Genomic DNA, 15,096 nt, shown 5'->3' with positions numbered 1-15,096 from the left:
CCGAGGTACGTGTGCTTGAGCTCCTCGGAGCCGGAGAGGATCACGGGCAGCGAGCCGAGCTTGTTGACCGCCGGGATCAGCGAGGACGAACCGCAGGCGCGGGCGACCTCCTCGATCACGATGACCGTGGCCAGCGCGTCCGCACCGGCACCGCCGTAGGTCTCCGGCACGTGCACGGCGTGCAGGTCGTTGGCGACCAGCGCGTCCAGCGCCTCCTGCGGGAACCGGCCCTCCTCGTCCACCGCCGCGGCGAACGGAACGATCTTCGCCTCCGCGAGGGCACGCACCGACTCCCGGAGCATGTCGTGCTCCTCGGACGGTCGGTACAGGTCGAAATCGGCAGAACCTGACACGCTGACTCACTCCCACGCTTGCTAACTACCGTTAAGTAACCCAAATGGTAGGGCGTGCCCGGGCCCCGGACCAGGGCACGACTATGCTCGGGCAGGCATTCCGCCCGACGTTCCCTGGAGACCCGCATGGCCCTGAAGATCACCGTGATCGGCACCGGCTACCTCGGCGCCACCCACGCCGCGGCCATGGCGGAGCTGGGCTTCGAGGTGCTCGGCCTGGACGTCGTGCCCGAGAAGATCGAGATGCTGGCCTCCGGACGGGTCCCGATGTACGAGCCGGGGCTGGAGGAGCTGCTCGCGAAGCACGTGGCCGGCATCGAGGGCTCGACCGGGCGGCTGCGCTTCACCACCTCCTGGGAGGAAGTCGGCGCCTTCGGCGACGTGCACTTCGTCTGCGTGAACACCCCGCAGAAGCACGGCGAGTACGCCTGCGACATGAGCTACGTGGACGCCGCCTTCGCCTCCCTGGCCGGGGTGGTCCGCGAAGGGGCCCTGGTCGTCGGGAAGTCGACCGTGCCCGTCGGTTCGGCCGAACGGCTGGCCGCGGTGCTGCCGGACGGCGTGGAGCTGGCCTGGAACCCGGAGTTCCTGCGGGAGGGCTTCGCCGTGCAGGACACCCTGCACCCGGACCGGATCGTCGTCGGCGTCCGCGACGGGGCGGCGGAGAAGGTCCTGCGCGAGGTCTACGCCGTCCCGGTCGGCGAGGGCTCGCCCTTCGTCGTGACCGACTTCCCGACGGCCGAGCTGGTGAAGACGTCGGCGAACTCCTTCCTCGCCACCAAGATCTCCTTCATCAACGCGATGGCCGAGCTGTGCGAGGCCGCCGGCGCCGACGTCGCCAAGCTGGCCGAGGCCATCGGCCACGACGACCGCATCGGCGCCAAGTTCCTGCGCGCCGGCATCGGCTTCGGCGGCGGCTGCCTCCCCAAGGACATCCGGGCCTTCATGGCCCGCGCGGGCGAGTTGGGCGCCGACCAGGCGCTGACCTTCCTCCGCGAGATCGACTCGATCAACATGCGGCGGCGCGGCCAGATGGTGGAGATGGCCCGCGAGGCCCTCGGCGGGTCGACCTTCCTGGGCCGCCGGGTGGCCGTGCTCGGCGCCACCTTCAAGCCCGACTCGGACGACGTCCGCGACTCCCCCGCGCTGAACGTCGCCGGCCAGATACACCTCCAGGGCGGCCAGGTCACCGTCTACGACCCCAAGGGCATGGAGAACGCCCGGCGCGTCTTCCCGACCCTGGGCTACGCCGACTCGGCCCTGGAGGCCGTGCGCGGCGCGGACGTGGTGCTGCACCTGACGGAGTGGCGCGAGTTCCGCGAGCTCGACCCCGCGGAGCTCGCCCGGGTCGCCACGTCCCGGGTGATCCTGGACGGCCGCAACGCGCTGGACGCGGAGCGCTGGCGGGCGGCCGGCTGGACGTACCGGGCGATGGGCCGCCCGCGCGCCTGACGCGCGCGCAGGTCACGGCACGAGGGAGGAGGGGGCGCACCGGGTGCGCGCCCCCTCCTCCCTCGTGCGGGGTCAGGCGGCCGCCGGCCGGATCCGGTTCGTCCGGGACAGGAACTCCGTCTCCCGCAGCGCCCGTGTGACGTTGGCGTGCGCGAGCCCGACCAGCTCCTGGGCGGTCCAGTCCCGGCGGAGCAGCTCCGCGAAGAGCGGCACGTAGCCGGTGTCCGGGGCGGTGGTGTGCGAGACACCGGCGCAGTGCGCGCCCGCCTGGGACCGCACGCGGTCGAGGACGTCGGCGACGGCGGCCGTGTCGTCGGTCACGGTGACCATGCAGACGGCGCCGTTCCCGCCGAGGAGGCGCAGGAGGTCGTCCGGCAGCCCGTCCGGGTCGGCCCGCGTCAGCAGGGCCGGGGCGCGGGTCACCGCGAGGGTGTGCCGGACGGTGTCCTGGTCGGCGCCGGAGAGGTCCACCGCCAGGCCGATGCGGTTCATCTCCCGGACCGCCTCGCGGGCGAAGCGGTCGAACCGGGTGACGTTCACGGCCCGGACGCCCAGCGCGTGGTAGGCCCGCAGGGTGGCCGCGGAGCCGCCGAGGGCGGTCCAGCCGACCGGCCCGAGGAGCGCGGCGACCCGGCCGCAGTTGCGGGCGTGGGCCACCTCGGAGGTCGTGTACGCCAGGCGCAGGTCCTCCGGGCAGGCCGCGACGAGGGCGCGGACGCCGTCGATCCGCCGGAGCGTGCCCACGACGCCCTCGTCGGCCTCCACGTACAGCGACCAGAGCTGGGCCCCGGTCTCGGCGGCGCGTGCGGGCGGCAGGTCCTCGGGCTCCGGCGAGTCGGGGAGTTCGGCGTGGCCCTCGGTGACGGGCTGGGCGGCCAGGAGGGCCCTGGCGCGTGCCGTCTCGTCGGGCGGCCGTGGTGGCCCGGGTGGTTCGGGCGGCTCGTCGGCGGACGCGGGGACGGTGGAGAGAGGGGGATGGTCGTCGAGCAGTTCCGCCATGGTGTGACTCCGAACTCGGCTTGCAGTACCGCCCCGCCGAGAGCGGCGGGGCAGTACCGTCCACCGTGCCACCGGCCCCCTCGGGGGGCTCGGCGGAGGGGGCCGTCCGGGTGAGGGCGGCTACGGCGTGTCGAGCACGTCGACGGTGGCGTTCGACGGGGCCGTACGGCTCCGCAGGTCGCGGGAGACGGCTTCCGCGTCCCGCAGCACGCGGACCGCGTTGGACCAGGTCAGCTTGGCGAGGTCGGGGCGGGACCAGCCGCGGTGCAGGAGCTCCGCGATCAGGTTCGGGTAGCCCGCGACGTCGTCGAGGCCGGCCGGGGTGAAGGCCGTGCCGTCGTAGTCGCCGCCGATGCCGATGTGGTCGATGCCCGCCGCCTCGCGCATGTGGTCGAGGTGGTCGGCGACCGTCGCGGCGGTGGCGACCGGGCGCGGGTTCGCCTCCTCGAAGGCGCGGTGCAGCTTCATCGCCTCGGCCGTGGTGTCGAGGTGGTCGAAGCCGTGCGCCCGGAGGTTGTCGTCCGCCCGCGCGGTCCAGTCGACGGCCGCGGGGAGGATGAACTTGGGCACGAACGTGGCCATCGCGACGCCGCCGTTGGCCGCCAGCCGCCCCAGGACGTCGTCCGGGATGTTGCGCGGATGGTCGCAGACCGACCGGGCCGAGGAGTGCGAGAAGATCACCGGCGCCGCCGAGGCGTCGAGCGCGTCCCGCATGGTGGTGGCGGCGACGTGCGAGAGGTCGACGAGCATGCCGCAGCGGTTCATCTCGCGGACGACCTGCCGTCCGAAGGCGGAGAGACCGCCGACCCGGGGCTCGTCGGTCGCCGAGTCCGCCCAGTCGTTGTTGTCGTTGTGCGTGAGCGTCATGTACCGCACGCCCAGGGTGTGGAAGGCGCGCAGGGTGGCGAGGGAGTTGTTGATCGAGTGGCCGCCCTCGGCGCCCTTGAGGGAGGCGATACGGCCCTGCGCGCGGGCCGCCTCCATGTCGTCCGCCGTCAGGGCCGGGGCCAGGTCGGCGGCGTACCGCTCCAGGAGCTGGTCGACGACGTCGATCTGCTCCAGCGTGGCGCTGACGGCATTGTCGCCGGCCAGCCGGCAGGGCACGTACACGGACCAGAACTGGGCGCCGACGCCGCCCGCCCGCATCCGGAGGAGGTCGGTGTGGAGCGCGCCGGTCTGGTCGGCGCCGATGTCCATCCGGTCGAGGTCGTAGCGCACGTGCTCGCGCAGCGCCCACGGGAGGTCGTTGTGGCCGTCCACGACGGGCGCCGAGGCCAGCAGCTCCCGGGCCTCCGCGAGGCGCTCCGCGGCGCTCACTTGGCGAAGCCGAACGACTCCGCGCCCTCGACCTTGGCCCGTAGGCGCTTGCCCTTCTCGGTGGCCTGGTCGTTCAGCTCCTGCTGGAACTCGCGCATGCGGCCGAGCAGTTCGGGGTCCTGCGTGGCGAGGATCCGCGCGGCGAGCAGACCGGCGTTGCGGGCGCCGCCGACGGAGACCGTGGCGACGGGCACGCCGGCCGGCATCTGCACGATGGAGAGCAGCGAGTCCATGCCGTCGAGGTACTTCAGCGGCACCGGCACGCCGATGACGGGCAGCGGGGTGACGGAGGCCAGCATGCCGGGCAGGTGGGCGGCGCCGCCCGCACCCGCGATGATCGCCTTCAGGCCGCGGCCCGCGGCCTCCTCGCCGTACGCGATCATCTCGCGGGGCATCCGGTGCGCGGAGACGACGTCGACCTCGTAGGGGATGCCGAACTCGTCGAGGGCCTGTGCCGCGGCCTCCATGACGGGCCAGTCGGAGTCGGATCCCATGACGATGCCGACGACGGGTGCGGTGGCGGAGCTCATTCGGTGATCGTTCCTCGCAGGTAGCCGGCGGCGTGGCGGGCGCGCTCCAGCACGTCGTCCAGGTCGTCGCCGTAGGTGTTGACGTGGCCCACCTTGCGTCCGGGCTTCACGTCCTTGCCGTACATGTGGATCTTGAGCTGCGGGTCCCTGGCCATGCAGTGCAGGTACGCGGAGTACATGTCCGGGTAGTCGCCGCCCAGGACATTGCACATCACGGTCCACGGCGCGCGCGGCCGCGGATCGCCGAGGGGCAGGTCGAGGACCGCCCGGACGTGGTTGGCGAACTGCGAGGTGATCGCCCCGTCCTGGGTCCAGTGACCGGAGTTGTGCGGGCGCATCGCCAGTTCGTTGACCAGGATGCGGCCGTCCGTCGTCTGGAAGAGCTCCACGGCGAGGTGGCCGACGACGCCGAGCTCCTTGGCGATGCGGAGCGCCAGCTCCTGCGCCTCGCCCGCCAGGGCGTCGTCCAGGTCCGGCGCGGGCGCGATCACCGTGTCGCAGACGCCGTCGACCTGACGGGACTCGACGACGGGGTACGCCACGGCCTGGCCGTGCGGGGAGCGGACGATGTTCGCCGCGAGCTCGCGGACGAAGTCGACCTTCTCCTCGGCGAGGACCGGCACGCCCGCGAGGAACGGGTCCCGGGCGTCCTCCTCCGTGCGCACGAACCAGACGCCCTTGCCGTCGTAGCCGCCGCGCACGGTCTTGAGGATGATCGGGAAGCCGCCGACCTCGGCGGCGAAGGCCACCGCGTCCGCCGCGTCCGCGACGATGCGGTGGCGGGGGCTGGGCGCGCCGATCTCGTCGAGCTTCGCGCGCATCACCCCCTTGTCCTGGGCGTGCACCAGCGCGTCGGGCCCGGGGCGGACGGGGATGCCGTCCGCTTCGAGGGCCCGCAGGTGCTCGGTGGGCACGTGCTCGTGATCGAAGGTGATCACGTCGCAGCCGCGAGCGAAGTCACGCAGCGTGTCCAGGTCGCGGTAGTCGCCGATGACGACGTCGCCGACGACCTGGGCCGCGGAGTCCTGCGGGGTGTCGCTGAGGAGCTTGAACTTGATGCCGAGGGGGATGCCCGCCTCGTGGGTCATACGCGCGAGCTGACCGCCGCCGACCATGCCTACTACGGGAAACGTCACCCTCTTAGGGTATCCGCACCATCGGTGAACACGCGTCCGGCTGTGGTTTGGCACAAGCGGACCGCAGGCCCCGGGCGGGTTTCCCCGTGGTTTGCGAGGTACTCGGGCGGGTGAGGAGGGTGCTGGTTAGCATGGTTGGGTTGACGTCGCCCGGACGTCACCCGGACGGACGGACAGAGCCATCACCATGAGTGAATCCGGCGCGCTGCGCACGCGACTCAACGGGCTCTTCCGCGAGGTCGCCAAGTTCGGGGTCGTCGGCGGTCTGGGCGTCCTGGTCAACCTCGGCGTCTTCAACCTGGTGCGCGGCGCCACGGAGATCCCGGTGGTGCGGGCCAGCCTGATCGCCACCGTGGTCGCGATCGCCTTCAACTACGTCGGGTTCCGTTACTTCACGTACCGTGACCGTGACAAGTCGGGCCGCACCAAGGAACTGTCGCTGTTCCTGCTCTTCAGCGTGGTCGGCATGGTCATCGAGAACGGCGTGCTCTACGCGGCGACGTACGGCTTCGGCTGGGACGGTCCGCTGGCGAGCAACTTCTTCAAGTTCCTCGGGATCGGCATCGGGACCCTCTTCCGCTTCTGGTCGTACCGCACCTGGGTCTTCCGGGCGCTGCCGGCGAAGGAGGCGGTGCAGACCGCCGAGTCGTTCCTGGAGCAGGCGCCCCGGCAGGCGGCCCGCCGCCAGCCCGACCGCGTCTGACACCCCCTACCGCACGGGGCGGTCCTGCGGCCGATCCGAGACGCTTCTGACCTCCCGGCTCAGGAAGAGCGCGAAGACCGGCGGCTGCTGCTGGAGCAGCTCCAGGCGGCCGCCGTCCGCCTCCGCGAGGTCCCGGGCCACCGCCAGGCCGATGCCGGTGGAGCTGCGGCCGCTGACCGCCCGCTCGAAGATCCGCGCTCCGAGGTCGGCCGGGACGCCGGGACCCTCGTCCGTGACCTCGATCACCGACTGGTTGCCGGTGACGCGGGTCCGCAGCGCCACCGTGCCGCCGCCGTGCATGAGCGAGTTCTCGATCAGGGCGGCGAGGACCTGGGCGACCGCGCCCGGGGTGCCGACGGCCCGCATCCCCTGCTTGCCCGAGTGGACGATGGCCCGCCCGGCGCTGCGGTAGGCCGGCCGCCACTCCTCGATCTGCTGCTTGACGACCTCGTCGAGGTCGAAGGCGACGGCGGAGCCGGTGCGTGGGTCGCGCGCGTTGGTGAGGAGCCGCTCCACGACGTCGGTGAGCCGCTCGACCTGGGTGAGCGCGATCGTCGCCTCCTCCTTGACCGTCTCCAGGTCGTCGGCGAGGGCGACCTCCTCCAGCCGCATGGAGAGGGCCGTGAGGGGCGTGCGGAGCTGGTGGGAGGCGTCGGCGGCGAGCCGGCGCTCGGCGGTGAGCATCCGGGCGATGCGTTCGGCGGAGGCGTCGAGGACGTCCGCCACGCGGTCGAGCTCGGGGACCCCGTACCGCTTGTGCCGGGGCCGCGGGTCGCCGGAGCCGAGGCGTTCGGCGGTCTCGGCGAGGTCGGTCAGCGGGGAGGTCAGCCTGTTGGCCTGGCGTACGGCGAGGAGGACGGCGGCGACGACGGCCAGCAGGGCCACCGCGCCGATGATCAGCAGGGTGCGGCCGACCTCGGCGGTGACGGTGGCGCGGGACTCCTCGACGGTCACCGTCTCGCCGCGCTCGCCCTCGGCGAGGCCGCGGATGACGTCGCCCTCGGGGCGGGTGCCGATCTCGATCGGGGCGCGCCCGGGGATGCGGATCTGCGCGTACCGCTTGGCGCCGCTCTGCTCGGCGAGGATGTCCGGGTTGACCGGCTCGCCGCCGATGAGCCTGCTGTCGACGATGGAGACGATCCGCAGCGCCTCCGAGTCGACGCTCTCCTGGGCGCTGTTGGAGATGGTGCGGGTCTCGACGAGGACCAGGGACACGCCGAACACGGCGATGACGACGAGCACCACGGCGAGCGTGGAGTTGATCAGGCGGCGGCGCATGGTGCGGGGTGGCTCAGCTCTTCTCGAAGCGGAAACCGACTCCGCGCACGGTGGCGATGTAGCGGGGGTTGGCCGCGTCGTCGCCGAGCTTCTTGCGGAGCCAGGAGATGTGCATGTCGAGGGTCTTGGTCGAGGACCACCAGGTGGTGTCCCAGACCTCGCGCATCAGCTGGTCGCGGGTGACGACCCGGCCGGCGTCGCGGACGAGGACCCGCAGCAGGTCGAACTCCTTGGCGGTGAGCTGGAGCTCCTCGTCGCCCATCCAGGCGCGGTGCGACTCGACGTCGATCCGCACGCCGTGGGTGGCGGGGGCGACGACCGGCTCGGTGGAGCCGCGCCGGAGCAGGGCCCGGACCCGGGCGAGGAGCTCGGCGAGCCGGAAGGGCTTGGTGACGTAGTCGTCGGCGCCCGCGTCGAGACCGACCACGGTGTCGACCTCGTCCGCCCGTGCGGTGAGGACCAGGATCGGGACCGTGTGGCCCTCGGCGCGCAGCCGGCGGGCGACCTCCAGGCCGTCCATGCCGGGCAGTCCCAGGTCGAGCACGACGAGGTCCACGCCGCCCTGGAGCCCGGCGTCGAGGGCGGTCGGGCCGTCCTCGCGGACCTCGACCTCGTACCCCTCTCTCCGCAGGGCGCGGGCCAGCGGCTCCGAGATGGATGCGTCGTCCTCGGCGAGCAGTACACGGGTCATGGGGTGATGGTAGTCCGCACGGGTGCCGGGCCGGGGCGTGATCCACCGGCCCCGGGGAATGCCTGGAGATCTTGTGGGTATCTTGCTCATGACCTTCGAATGGCCTTCCGTGGTTGCACACACGCCTGTGATCCATCTCTCAAGTCCTTCCATATCCGGCACTGTCGTGTCGTATGGTGGCGAGACGTCAGTAGCGGTATTCGGGGACCTTTGGCCAGCTTCGCGCGCCAAGGTCCTCTTTCTGCGTGAGGTGGGCCCTGCCAACCTCGACGACGGCGAATGACCTGTGGGCCGGGTCCCGGGACGTGAAGACGCGTCTCCCGGGGCGTGGATCCCGGCGGATTCCTCCCCGACTCCGCCGGTGCCGGCCTCCCCCACCGGGCGCACCCCGCTCACAAGGCGAGCGTCCCGACAGAGCAAGGATCGACATGGCGTCCAGCCTGACGAAGGACTCGGCCGAACCCCTCGGCTACGAGAAGACCTTCCTCGGCCACCCCCGGGGCCTGGCCACCCTCTTCATGACCGAGATGTGGGAGCGTTTCTCCTACTACGGCATGAGGGCTCTTCTGGTGCTGTACCTGGTCTCCGGCGGCGTGGACGCCGCGACGGGCAGCCAGGGCGGCGGCCTCGCGATGACCGCGGCGACGGCGACGGCGATCTACTCCGTCTACGTCTCGATGGTCTACCTGATGGCCATGCCCGGCGGCTGGTTCGGCGACCGCGTCTGGGGCGCCCGCAAGACCGTGGCGATCGCGGCCTCCGTGATCATGCTGGGCCACGTCTCGCTGGCCGTCCCCGGCCAGGCGATGTTCTTCGTCGGCCTCGCGCTCGTCGCCGTCGGCTCCGGTCTGCTGAAGGCCAACATCTCGACGATGGTCGGCCACCTCTACAAGGGCGCGGACGACCCGCGCCGTGACGGTGGCTTCACGCTCTTCTACATCGGCATCAACCTGGGCGCGTTCTTCGCCCCGCTGGTGATCGGCACCGTCGGCGAGAAGGTCAACTGGCACCTGGGCTTCGCCCTCGCCGCCGTCGGCATGGGCCTGGGCCTTGCCGTCTTCCTGGCCTTCGGCAAGACGCTGAACCCGAAGAGCAGCGAGGTCCCGAACCCGCTGTCCGCCGCGGAGCGCAAGGCCGTCATCACCAAGGTCGCCGTCATCGCCGTCGTGATCGCCGTCTTCTACGGCGCGGTCGTGGCCCTGGGCCTGTACACCCTGAACTGGGCGATGGTCCCGATCACCCTCGCCGGTCTGATCATCCCGGTCGCCGTCCTGGCCCGCATCAAGCGCGACAAGGACCTGACCACGGGCGAGAAGTCGCGCGTCACCGGCTACATCTGGTTCTTCGTCGCCGCCGCCATCTTCTGGATGATCTACGACCAGGGCGGCTCGACGCTCTCCCTGTTCGCCGACGACAAGACCGCCGACACCATCTTCGGCCTGGGCTTCCCCGCCACCTGGTACCAGTCGCTGAACCCGCTGTTCGTCATGGCGCTGGCCCCGGTCTTCGCCTGGCTGTGGCTGTGGCTGGCCCGCAAGAACCAGGAGCCGAACACCATCGTGAAGTTCGCGATGGGTCTCGTCCTGGTCGGCGCCTCGTTCTTCGTCTTCATCGTCCCGATGAACATGGCGGGCGACGGCACCAAGGTCTCCCCGATGTGGCTCGTCTCGATCTACATGATCCAGACCATCGGCGAGCTGTGCCTCTCCCCCGTCGGCCTCTCCGTCACCACGAAGATGGCGCCGCAGAAGTACGCCTCGCAGATGATGGGTGTCTGGTTCCTCGCCGTCACCGCCGGCGACTGCACCACGGGTCTGCTCTCCATCGCGGGCGTCGACCTGAACGGGACGGGGATCATCGCCTTGCAGGCGACCCTGGCGGTCGCGGCCGGCTTCGCGATCTACATGTACCGCAAGAAGGTCCAGGGCCTCATGGGCGACGTCCACTGACGTCCCCCGCGCCCGTACGGAGGGCCCGTCGCACCGCACCGGTGCGACGGGCCCTCCGTCGTGTCGTCACCGCCTCAGCCGGGCCCAGGGGGTGAAGGTGAACACCGCGCCGCCGAGCAGAACGACCGTGCCGGCGACCAGGGCGAGGGCGCGCAGGGCGCCGTCGTGCTCGGCGCCGGTCTGGGCGAGGTTCCCGCCGTCGGAGCCGCCGGAGCCGGAGGCAGTGGTGGTGCCGGTCCCGCCGTCGTCGCCGCCGGAGGCGCCGCCGGCCTGCTTGCTGGTGTCCAGTTCGAGGGACGCCTTCACCGCGCCCTTGACCTGGCAGGGGATCTCGATCTTCGAGGCGCCCAGGGTGACCGTGATGGTCAGCGCCCCGGGGCTGAGCGTCGACTTCCCGGTCGCGCCGGGGCGGTAGGTGCCCTTCATGTCCTCCAGGCTGACGGGCGCGCCCGCGGCGAGCTCGGTGGGGTTGGCGGCGCCGGTGACCTTCACCGTGCCGCTGTCGGCGCCGCCCACCTTGATCGCCATGGACGGCTTGAGCGCGCCCTTGGGAAGGGCGGCCGGGCTGTTCATGACGCCCTTGGCGGTCTTGACCGTGAGGTCGTAGACCTCGCCGTTCCTCTTGGCGTCGACGGTCACCTTCGAGTTGATCGCGGCCGGGCCGGGGGGCTGGCAGGCGAAGGCGACGGTCACCTCCTTGCCGGGGAAGTCGGTCTGCCCGCCGCTCCCGCCGGAGCCGCCGGAGGTCGTCGTGGAGCCGCCGGTGGCCGTCGTACCGCCCGAGGCGGTGGAGCCGCCGGAGGTGGTCGTGCCGCCGGAGGTGGTCGTGCCGCCCGTCGTGGAGCCGCCCGAGGCGGTGGACCCGCCGGAGTCCGTCGTGCCGCCGGAGTCCGTGCCGCCCGAGGTGGTGGTGGACCCGCCGGACGTCGTCGTGCCGCCCGAGGTGGTCGAGCCGCCGCCGTCCGTGACCTTGATGGTCGCGCCGACCGGCACGGCCTCCTTCGGCGCGCACTTGGTGTCGGTGGACAGGGGCTTGGAGACGTTGATCGTGTACTTGCCGGGCGTGAGGGTGATCTCACCCGCCTTCTCCAGCTTCAGCCTGCCCTTCATCTCGGGCAGCACCATCGGGCTGTTCTTGGGGATCGGCGGGTTCTGCCGCGGTCCCTCCATCGCGACGGTGCCGGTCGCCGCGCCGCCGACGGTGAGGACACCGGTCGGCTTGACCGTGTCCTTGCCGAGGTCGAGCACGTCGGGGTTCTTCGAGGCGGCCTGGACCGTCTTCCAGACGATCTCTACCTCGTCGCCGACCTTGGCCTCGGCCGGCGCGGTGACCAGCACCTTCGTGGTGCCCTGCACGGGCGGAAGCCCGGAGATGGAGGGCGGGATGCACTCCGTCGTGTACGAGACCTCGGCGGCCTGGGCGGGGCCGGCGGAAACCAGGATCCCCGCGCCGCCGAGCATCAGCGCGACCCCGGCCGCGCTCATCCTCCGTTGCGTACTCACGCATGTCCCTTCGTCGTCGGGCTGCTCTCTGGCGCTGACGGTGCGGAGTCAGGGCTGAACCACGGGAGGACCGTGGTCGTTTCGTCGTCCGCCGGGCCGCCCGGTGCGGGGGCGGCGGGGACGGGGGCACGGGGCCGGACGCGGCGGCTCCACGCCGGGGTCCGGGCGGGGCGGGAGGCCCGGGTGGGGCCGGCCGACGGGCGGACGCGGTCCACCACGGCCATCCCGATCCGGAAGAGGGCCGCCGGAACGACGACGGCGAGCAGGACCCAGAAGAGCGTCACGCCCCAGGGCCGGCCGACGCCCCACGGCTGCTCGACGAGGGTCTTGCCGGCGTAGCGCACCGAGACCTGGTAGTCGCCGTGGGCCCCGGCGGCGAGTTCGGCCGGGAGGCGGACGACGGCCTTGCCGCCGGGCGCGATCGTGCCGCGCCACGGGCGTTCCTCGTACTGCGGGGCGAAGACGCCGTGGCTCGTGCCGACCTCGAAGACCGGGTCGCGCACGGGGGCGGAGCCGAGGTTGCCGACGGTGAGGACGACCTCGCGCCGCGGGGGCGCCCCGAACCAAACGAGGAGTCCGCTCGACCCGTCGAGGCGCGGGGCGGCGAGGACGCCGAGCCGGCCGGCACCGGAGGGCTCGGGGAGCGGGGCGGTGGGGTGGCCGGCGACGGTGAACGCGCGGTCGACGGCGTCCTGCTGTCCGGTCACCCCGGCGACGTGCACCACGCAGGGACAGGGCTCGGGCGGCTCGGCGACCGGGAGCTTCGTACTGAACGCGCCCCGGGCGTCGACGGTCGCGGCGCGGCCCTCGGTGTTGGCGCAGGAGTTGGTGCCGCCGATGACGCCGGTGCCGGGGGCGGCCCGGCCGCAGATCAGGAGCATCAGCAGCGCGCCCGGTTTCCAGCCGCTGCCGCTGACGGTGATCTCGCCGCCCTTGCCGCCCTCCGCCCGGGAGAGCTCGACCACCGGGCCGGGGGCCGCCGCCGCGGGGGCCGCGGGCAGCAGCGCGAGGGCGAGGACCGCCAGCAGGGCGGCGGCGGTACGGAGGGTCCTCATGGTGTCGCTCCCGCCGGGGCTCGCCGGATACGGGGCCAGCCGCGCCGCCGCAGCGCCCACGCGCCGCAGGCCGCCGCCGCGAGGAGCGTCCCGCCCGTCGCGGCGAGCGCGGGGCCCGTGGCGAAGGCCGCCTCGGCGCGGGCCGTGGCGGGGGCGGCGCCGGGAGCGGTGGCGGTCAGCCGGACGGTGACGGAGTCGAGGGCGGGCGGGTCGGGCCAGGGCTCGGTGCGGGCGGCCCGCTCGCCGGGCCTGAGGGTCAGCGGCAGGGGGTGGCCGGGCCGGTCGAGGACCGTGCCGAGGAGTCCGTCGGCACGGACCGCGAGGGCCGGGGCGAGGACCGTGCTGCCGCGGTTGACCAGGGTGTAGTGGAGGTCGCCGGTGGCGGTGTCGACGCGGACGTCCTCGACGGTGAGCGCGGCGAGCCGGGGGCCGTTGACCCGCAGCCGCAGGTCGACGCGGACCTCGCGGCCGGCGGCCGTGGCGCGCACGGTCCCGCGGTGGTCGCCGGGCGGGGTGTCGGCGGTGACGGTCACGGCGAAGGGCACGTCGGCCCGGGTCCTGGGCGGCACGGTGACGGTCCGCGCGGCGAAGGCCACCGGCGCGCCCTGCCCGGTGAGGCGGACGGTGAGCGGTCCGGTGCCGGGGTTGGTGAGCGAGAGGGTGTCCTGGAGGACGCTGCCGGCCGTGCCCTCCAGATAGGCGTACGGCCGTCCGGCGGCGGGCGCCGCCGTCCAGCCGGGGGCTCCGGCGGGAGCCGCCGCGACCACGCCGACGAGGGCGGTCGCGGCGGCCAGGAGGCCGGAGCGGGGGGCCGCCCGCATCAGCGCGCCGTGCGCCGCGTGAGCCAGAGGACTCCGGCGGCGCCGGTCAGTACGACGGTGCCGCCGAGGGTGCCGAGGGCCAGGGCGGAGTCGAGCGGGCCGGTCCTGGGCAGTTCGTTCCCGCCGCCGCCGGAGCCGTCGTCGTCGGCGGGCGGGGTGTCGGCGCCCCCGGACACCCCGGTCACGTCGAGTTCGAGCGCGGGCTTGGGGTTGTTCTTCGGGGTGCAGGTCGCGGCGTCCATGCCGAGCGCGTGGACGATGAGCGTGCCGGCGGTGAAGGTGACCTTGCCGTTCTTCTTCGGGGTGAAGGTGCCCGTGAGCGTGCCGATGGCGATCGGGGTGTCGGGCGGGATGGCGGCCGTGTTCGGTTGACCCTTGACCTTGACGGTGCCGGAGGCGGCGCCGCCGAGGACGAGTTCGGCCCGGGGGGTCATGACGCCCTTGGGGAGTTCGACCGGGCTGTCGGAGACGCCCTTCTCGAACGACATGGTGATCGTGTAGCCGCTGCCGCTCTTGACGGCCTTGATGTCGACGGGTGAGACGGCGCCCTTCGGGCCGATCTTCGTCTCGCACGCGTAGTCGACGTCGACGACGACCGCCTGCGCGGCCGGGGCGGAGGCCAGCACGGCCGCGCCCGTCATGGCGGTGGCCGCCGTGAGCGCGGCCACCGTTCTCCTCCGGTTCGGCACCTTGGACACCCCGAGCACCCCTCACCGCGCAGTAGCTGACGGTCTTTCAGATTGGGCGTCAAGGTACGCCTGAGGCCCGAAGGAGGGAAGAAGAAGGGAGGAAGAGAGACGGTGAAGGTCCCGCACCCGGTCGACACCGGGCGGGACGCGGCGACCCGGTCCTGTCGTTCCGTCGGATTCTAGGCGGGCGAGGCGAGTTCGGCCCAGACCGTCTTGCCGGGGGAGCCGGGGGTGCGCTCGATGCCCCAGTCCAGGCAGAGCCGCTGCACGATGAACATGCCGTGGCCGCCGGGCCGGCCCGAGCGGTGCGGGGTGCGCGGCGCGGGCTGTCCGGCGCCGCGGTCGGTGACCTCCAGGCGCAGGACCTCGGAGCGGCGCAGGACGCGCAGCCGTTCGGGACCCTCGGCGTGCAGGCAGGCGTTGGTGACGAGTTCCGAGACGACCAGCAGGACGTCCTCGGCGGCGGCCCTGCGGTCGGCGGTGGCGGCGGGCAGCCAGCCCCAGTCCCGCAGCGCCGTCCGCGTGAAGTCGCGGGCGAGCGGCACGGTGCCGCTGGTCTCGCCGAGGGCGAGCGTGCGGACGTCGGAATCGCGGTCCATCAGCGCTTCACCTCACCGATT

Annotated in this window: 15 protein-coding genes; 3 read left to right on the top strand and 12 right to left on the bottom strand. The window is 72.8% G+C overall.

All coding sequences use genetic code 11. The features are described from left to right. Nucleotides 1-353, bottom strand: a 353-nt coding sequence (locus tag AB0424_RS27145) for an acyl-CoA dehydrogenase family protein (RefSeq protein ID WP_366309171.1), incomplete at its 3' end; no start/stop codon positions are given. Nucleotides 354-479: 126 nt separating this feature from the next. Between AB0424_RS27145 and AB0424_RS27140 the strand changes: the two genes are divergently transcribed. Next, nucleotides 480-1,805: a UDP-glucose/GDP-mannose dehydrogenase family protein gene (locus AB0424_RS27140; protein ID WP_366309170.1), complete on the top strand. Its 1,326-nt coding sequence runs from the start codon at nucleotides 480-482 to the stop codon at nucleotides 1,803-1,805. A 72-nt stretch (nucleotides 1,806-1,877) separates the two neighbouring features. Here the strand turns inward: AB0424_RS27140 and AB0424_RS27135 are convergent, their stop codons facing one another. The 4 genes from AB0424_RS27135 to AB0424_RS27120 all read right to left on the bottom strand — a co-directional run bounded on the left by AB0424_RS27135 (nucleotide 1,878) and on the right by AB0424_RS27120 (nucleotide 5,787). Continuing rightward, nucleotides 1,878-2,804 (bottom strand): membrane dipeptidase, encoded by a 927-nt coding sequence (locus AB0424_RS27135; RefSeq protein ID WP_366309169.1) that lies wholly within the window; start codon nucleotides 2,802-2,804, stop codon nucleotides 1,878-1,880. A gap of 120 nt (nucleotides 2,805-2,924) precedes the next feature. Continuing rightward, nucleotides 2,925-4,121 carry a dipeptidase gene (locus tag AB0424_RS27130; RefSeq protein ID WP_366309168.1) on the bottom strand — a complete coding sequence of 399 codons (1,197 nt, stop codon included), beginning with the start codon at nucleotides 4,119-4,121 and terminating at the stop codon, nucleotides 2,925-2,927. Next, nucleotides 4,118-4,651: a 5-(carboxyamino)imidazole ribonucleotide mutase gene (purE, locus tag AB0424_RS27125; protein WP_366309167.1), complete on the bottom strand. Its 534-nt coding sequence runs from the start codon at nucleotides 4,649-4,651 to the stop codon at nucleotides 4,118-4,120. Before purE ends, AB0424_RS27130 begins: the two co-directional genes overlap by 4 nt. Then, a complete protein-coding gene (locus tag AB0424_RS27120; RefSeq protein ID WP_366309166.1) occupies nucleotides 4,648-5,787 on the bottom strand; it encodes a 5-(carboxyamino)imidazole ribonucleotide synthase in 1,140 nt (379 codons plus the stop codon). Before AB0424_RS27120 ends, purE begins: the two co-directional genes overlap by 4 nt. 187 nt (nucleotides 5,788-5,974) lie before the next feature. Between AB0424_RS27120 and AB0424_RS27115 the strand changes: the two genes are divergently transcribed. Then, nucleotides 5,975-6,490 (top strand): GtrA family protein, encoded by a 516-nt coding sequence (locus tag AB0424_RS27115; RefSeq protein ID WP_366309165.1) that lies wholly within the window; start codon nucleotides 5,975-5,977, stop codon nucleotides 6,488-6,490. A 6-nt stretch (nucleotides 6,491-6,496) separates the two neighbouring features. On the opposite strand, the gene AB0424_RS27110 is transcribed toward AB0424_RS27115, so the two are convergent. Beyond that, nucleotides 6,497-7,768 (bottom strand): ATP-binding protein, encoded by a 1,272-nt coding sequence (locus AB0424_RS27110; RefSeq protein WP_366309164.1) that lies wholly within the window; start codon nucleotides 7,766-7,768, stop codon nucleotides 6,497-6,499. A gap of 13 nt (nucleotides 7,769-7,781) precedes the next feature. Continuing rightward, nucleotides 7,782-8,459 (bottom strand): response regulator transcription factor, encoded by a 678-nt coding sequence (locus AB0424_RS27105; protein WP_366309163.1) that lies wholly within the window; start codon nucleotides 8,457-8,459, stop codon nucleotides 7,782-7,784. A gap of 428 nt (nucleotides 8,460-8,887) precedes the next feature. On the opposite strand from AB0424_RS27105, the gene AB0424_RS27100 reads away from it, so the two are divergent. Further along, nucleotides 8,888-10,408, top strand: coding sequence for an oligopeptide:H+ symporter (locus tag AB0424_RS27100; RefSeq protein ID WP_366309162.1), 1,521 nt, complete (start codon nucleotides 8,888-8,890; stop codon nucleotides 10,406-10,408). Between the two features lie 66 nt (nucleotides 10,409-10,474). Here the strand turns inward: AB0424_RS27100 and AB0424_RS27095 are convergent, their stop codons facing one another. The 5 genes from AB0424_RS27095 to AB0424_RS27075 all read right to left on the bottom strand — a co-directional run bounded on the left by AB0424_RS27095 (nucleotide 10,475) and on the right by AB0424_RS27075 (nucleotide 15,075). Next, nucleotides 10,475-11,893 carry a hypothetical protein gene (locus AB0424_RS27095; RefSeq protein ID WP_366309161.1) on the bottom strand — a complete coding sequence of 473 codons (1,419 nt, stop codon included), beginning with the start codon at nucleotides 11,891-11,893 and terminating at the stop codon, nucleotides 10,475-10,477. A gap of 14 nt (nucleotides 11,894-11,907) precedes the next feature. Beyond that, a complete protein-coding gene (locus tag AB0424_RS27090; RefSeq protein WP_366309160.1) occupies nucleotides 11,908-12,966 on the bottom strand; it encodes a hypothetical protein in 1,059 nt (352 codons plus the stop codon). Continuing rightward, nucleotides 12,963-13,787, bottom strand: a complete 825-nt coding sequence (locus AB0424_RS27085) for a hypothetical protein (RefSeq protein ID WP_366309159.1) — start codon at nucleotides 13,785-13,787, stop codon at nucleotides 12,963-12,965. The genes AB0424_RS27090 and AB0424_RS27085 overlap by 4 nt, the downstream gene beginning before the upstream one ends. Continuing rightward, on the bottom strand, nucleotides 13,787-14,476 hold the full coding sequence (locus AB0424_RS27080; RefSeq protein WP_366309177.1) for a peptidase: 690 nt from the start codon (nucleotides 14,474-14,476) through the stop codon (nucleotides 13,787-13,789). The genes AB0424_RS27085 and AB0424_RS27080 overlap by 1 nt, the downstream gene beginning before the upstream one ends. Before the next feature lie 179 nt (nucleotides 14,477-14,655). After that, nucleotides 14,656-15,075 carry an ATP-binding protein gene (locus AB0424_RS27075; protein WP_366309158.1) on the bottom strand — a complete coding sequence of 140 codons (420 nt, stop codon included), beginning with the start codon at nucleotides 15,073-15,075 and terminating at the stop codon, nucleotides 14,656-14,658. Nucleotides 15,076-15,096: the final 21 nt, after the last annotated feature.

Source organism: Streptomyces sp. NPDC051180, from assembly GCF_040689545.1.
Taxonomy (GTDB): Bacteria; Actinomycetota; Actinomycetes; order Streptomycetales; family Streptomycetaceae; genus Streptomyces.
The sequence above is the reverse complement of the archived record's forward strand: the minus strand, read 5'-3'. Positions and strand labels throughout refer to the sequence as shown.

Coding starts and splice junctions, on each gene's coding strand:
- AB0424_RS27115 (WP_366309165.1), top strand. CDS start 5,975: ATGAGTGAATCCGGCGCGCTGCGCACGCGACTCAACGGGCTCTTCCGC.
- AB0424_RS27135 (WP_366309169.1), bottom strand. CDS start 2,804: ATGGCGGAACTGCTCGACGACCATCCCCCTCTCTCCACCGTCCCCGCG.
- AB0424_RS27110 (WP_366309164.1), bottom strand. CDS start 7,768: ATGCGCCGCCGCCTGATCAACTCCACGCTCGCCGTGGTGCTCGTCGTC.
- AB0424_RS27090 (WP_366309160.1), bottom strand. CDS start 12,966: ATGAGGACCCTCCGTACCGCCGCCGCCCTGCTGGCGGTCCTCGCCCTC.
- AB0424_RS27085 (WP_366309159.1), bottom strand. CDS start 13,787: ATGCGGGCGGCCCCCCGCTCCGGCCTCCTGGCCGCCGCGACCGCCCTC.
- AB0424_RS27100 (WP_366309162.1), top strand. CDS start 8,888: ATGGCGTCCAGCCTGACGAAGGACTCGGCCGAACCCCTCGGCTACGAG.
- AB0424_RS27140 (WP_366309170.1), top strand. CDS start 480: ATGGCCCTGAAGATCACCGTGATCGGCACCGGCTACCTCGGCGCCACC.
- AB0424_RS27095 (WP_366309161.1), bottom strand. CDS start 11,893: ATGAGCGCGGCCGGGGTCGCGCTGATGCTCGGCGGCGCGGGGATCCTG.
- AB0424_RS27105 (WP_366309163.1), bottom strand. CDS start 8,459: ATGACCCGTGTACTGCTCGCCGAGGACGACGCATCCATCTCGGAGCCG.
- AB0424_RS27075 (WP_366309158.1), bottom strand. CDS start 15,075: ATGGACCGCGATTCCGACGTCCGCACGCTCGCCCTCGGCGAGACCAGC.
- purE (WP_366309167.1), bottom strand. CDS start 4,651: ATGAGCTCCGCCACCGCACCCGTCGTCGGCATCGTCATGGGATCCGAC.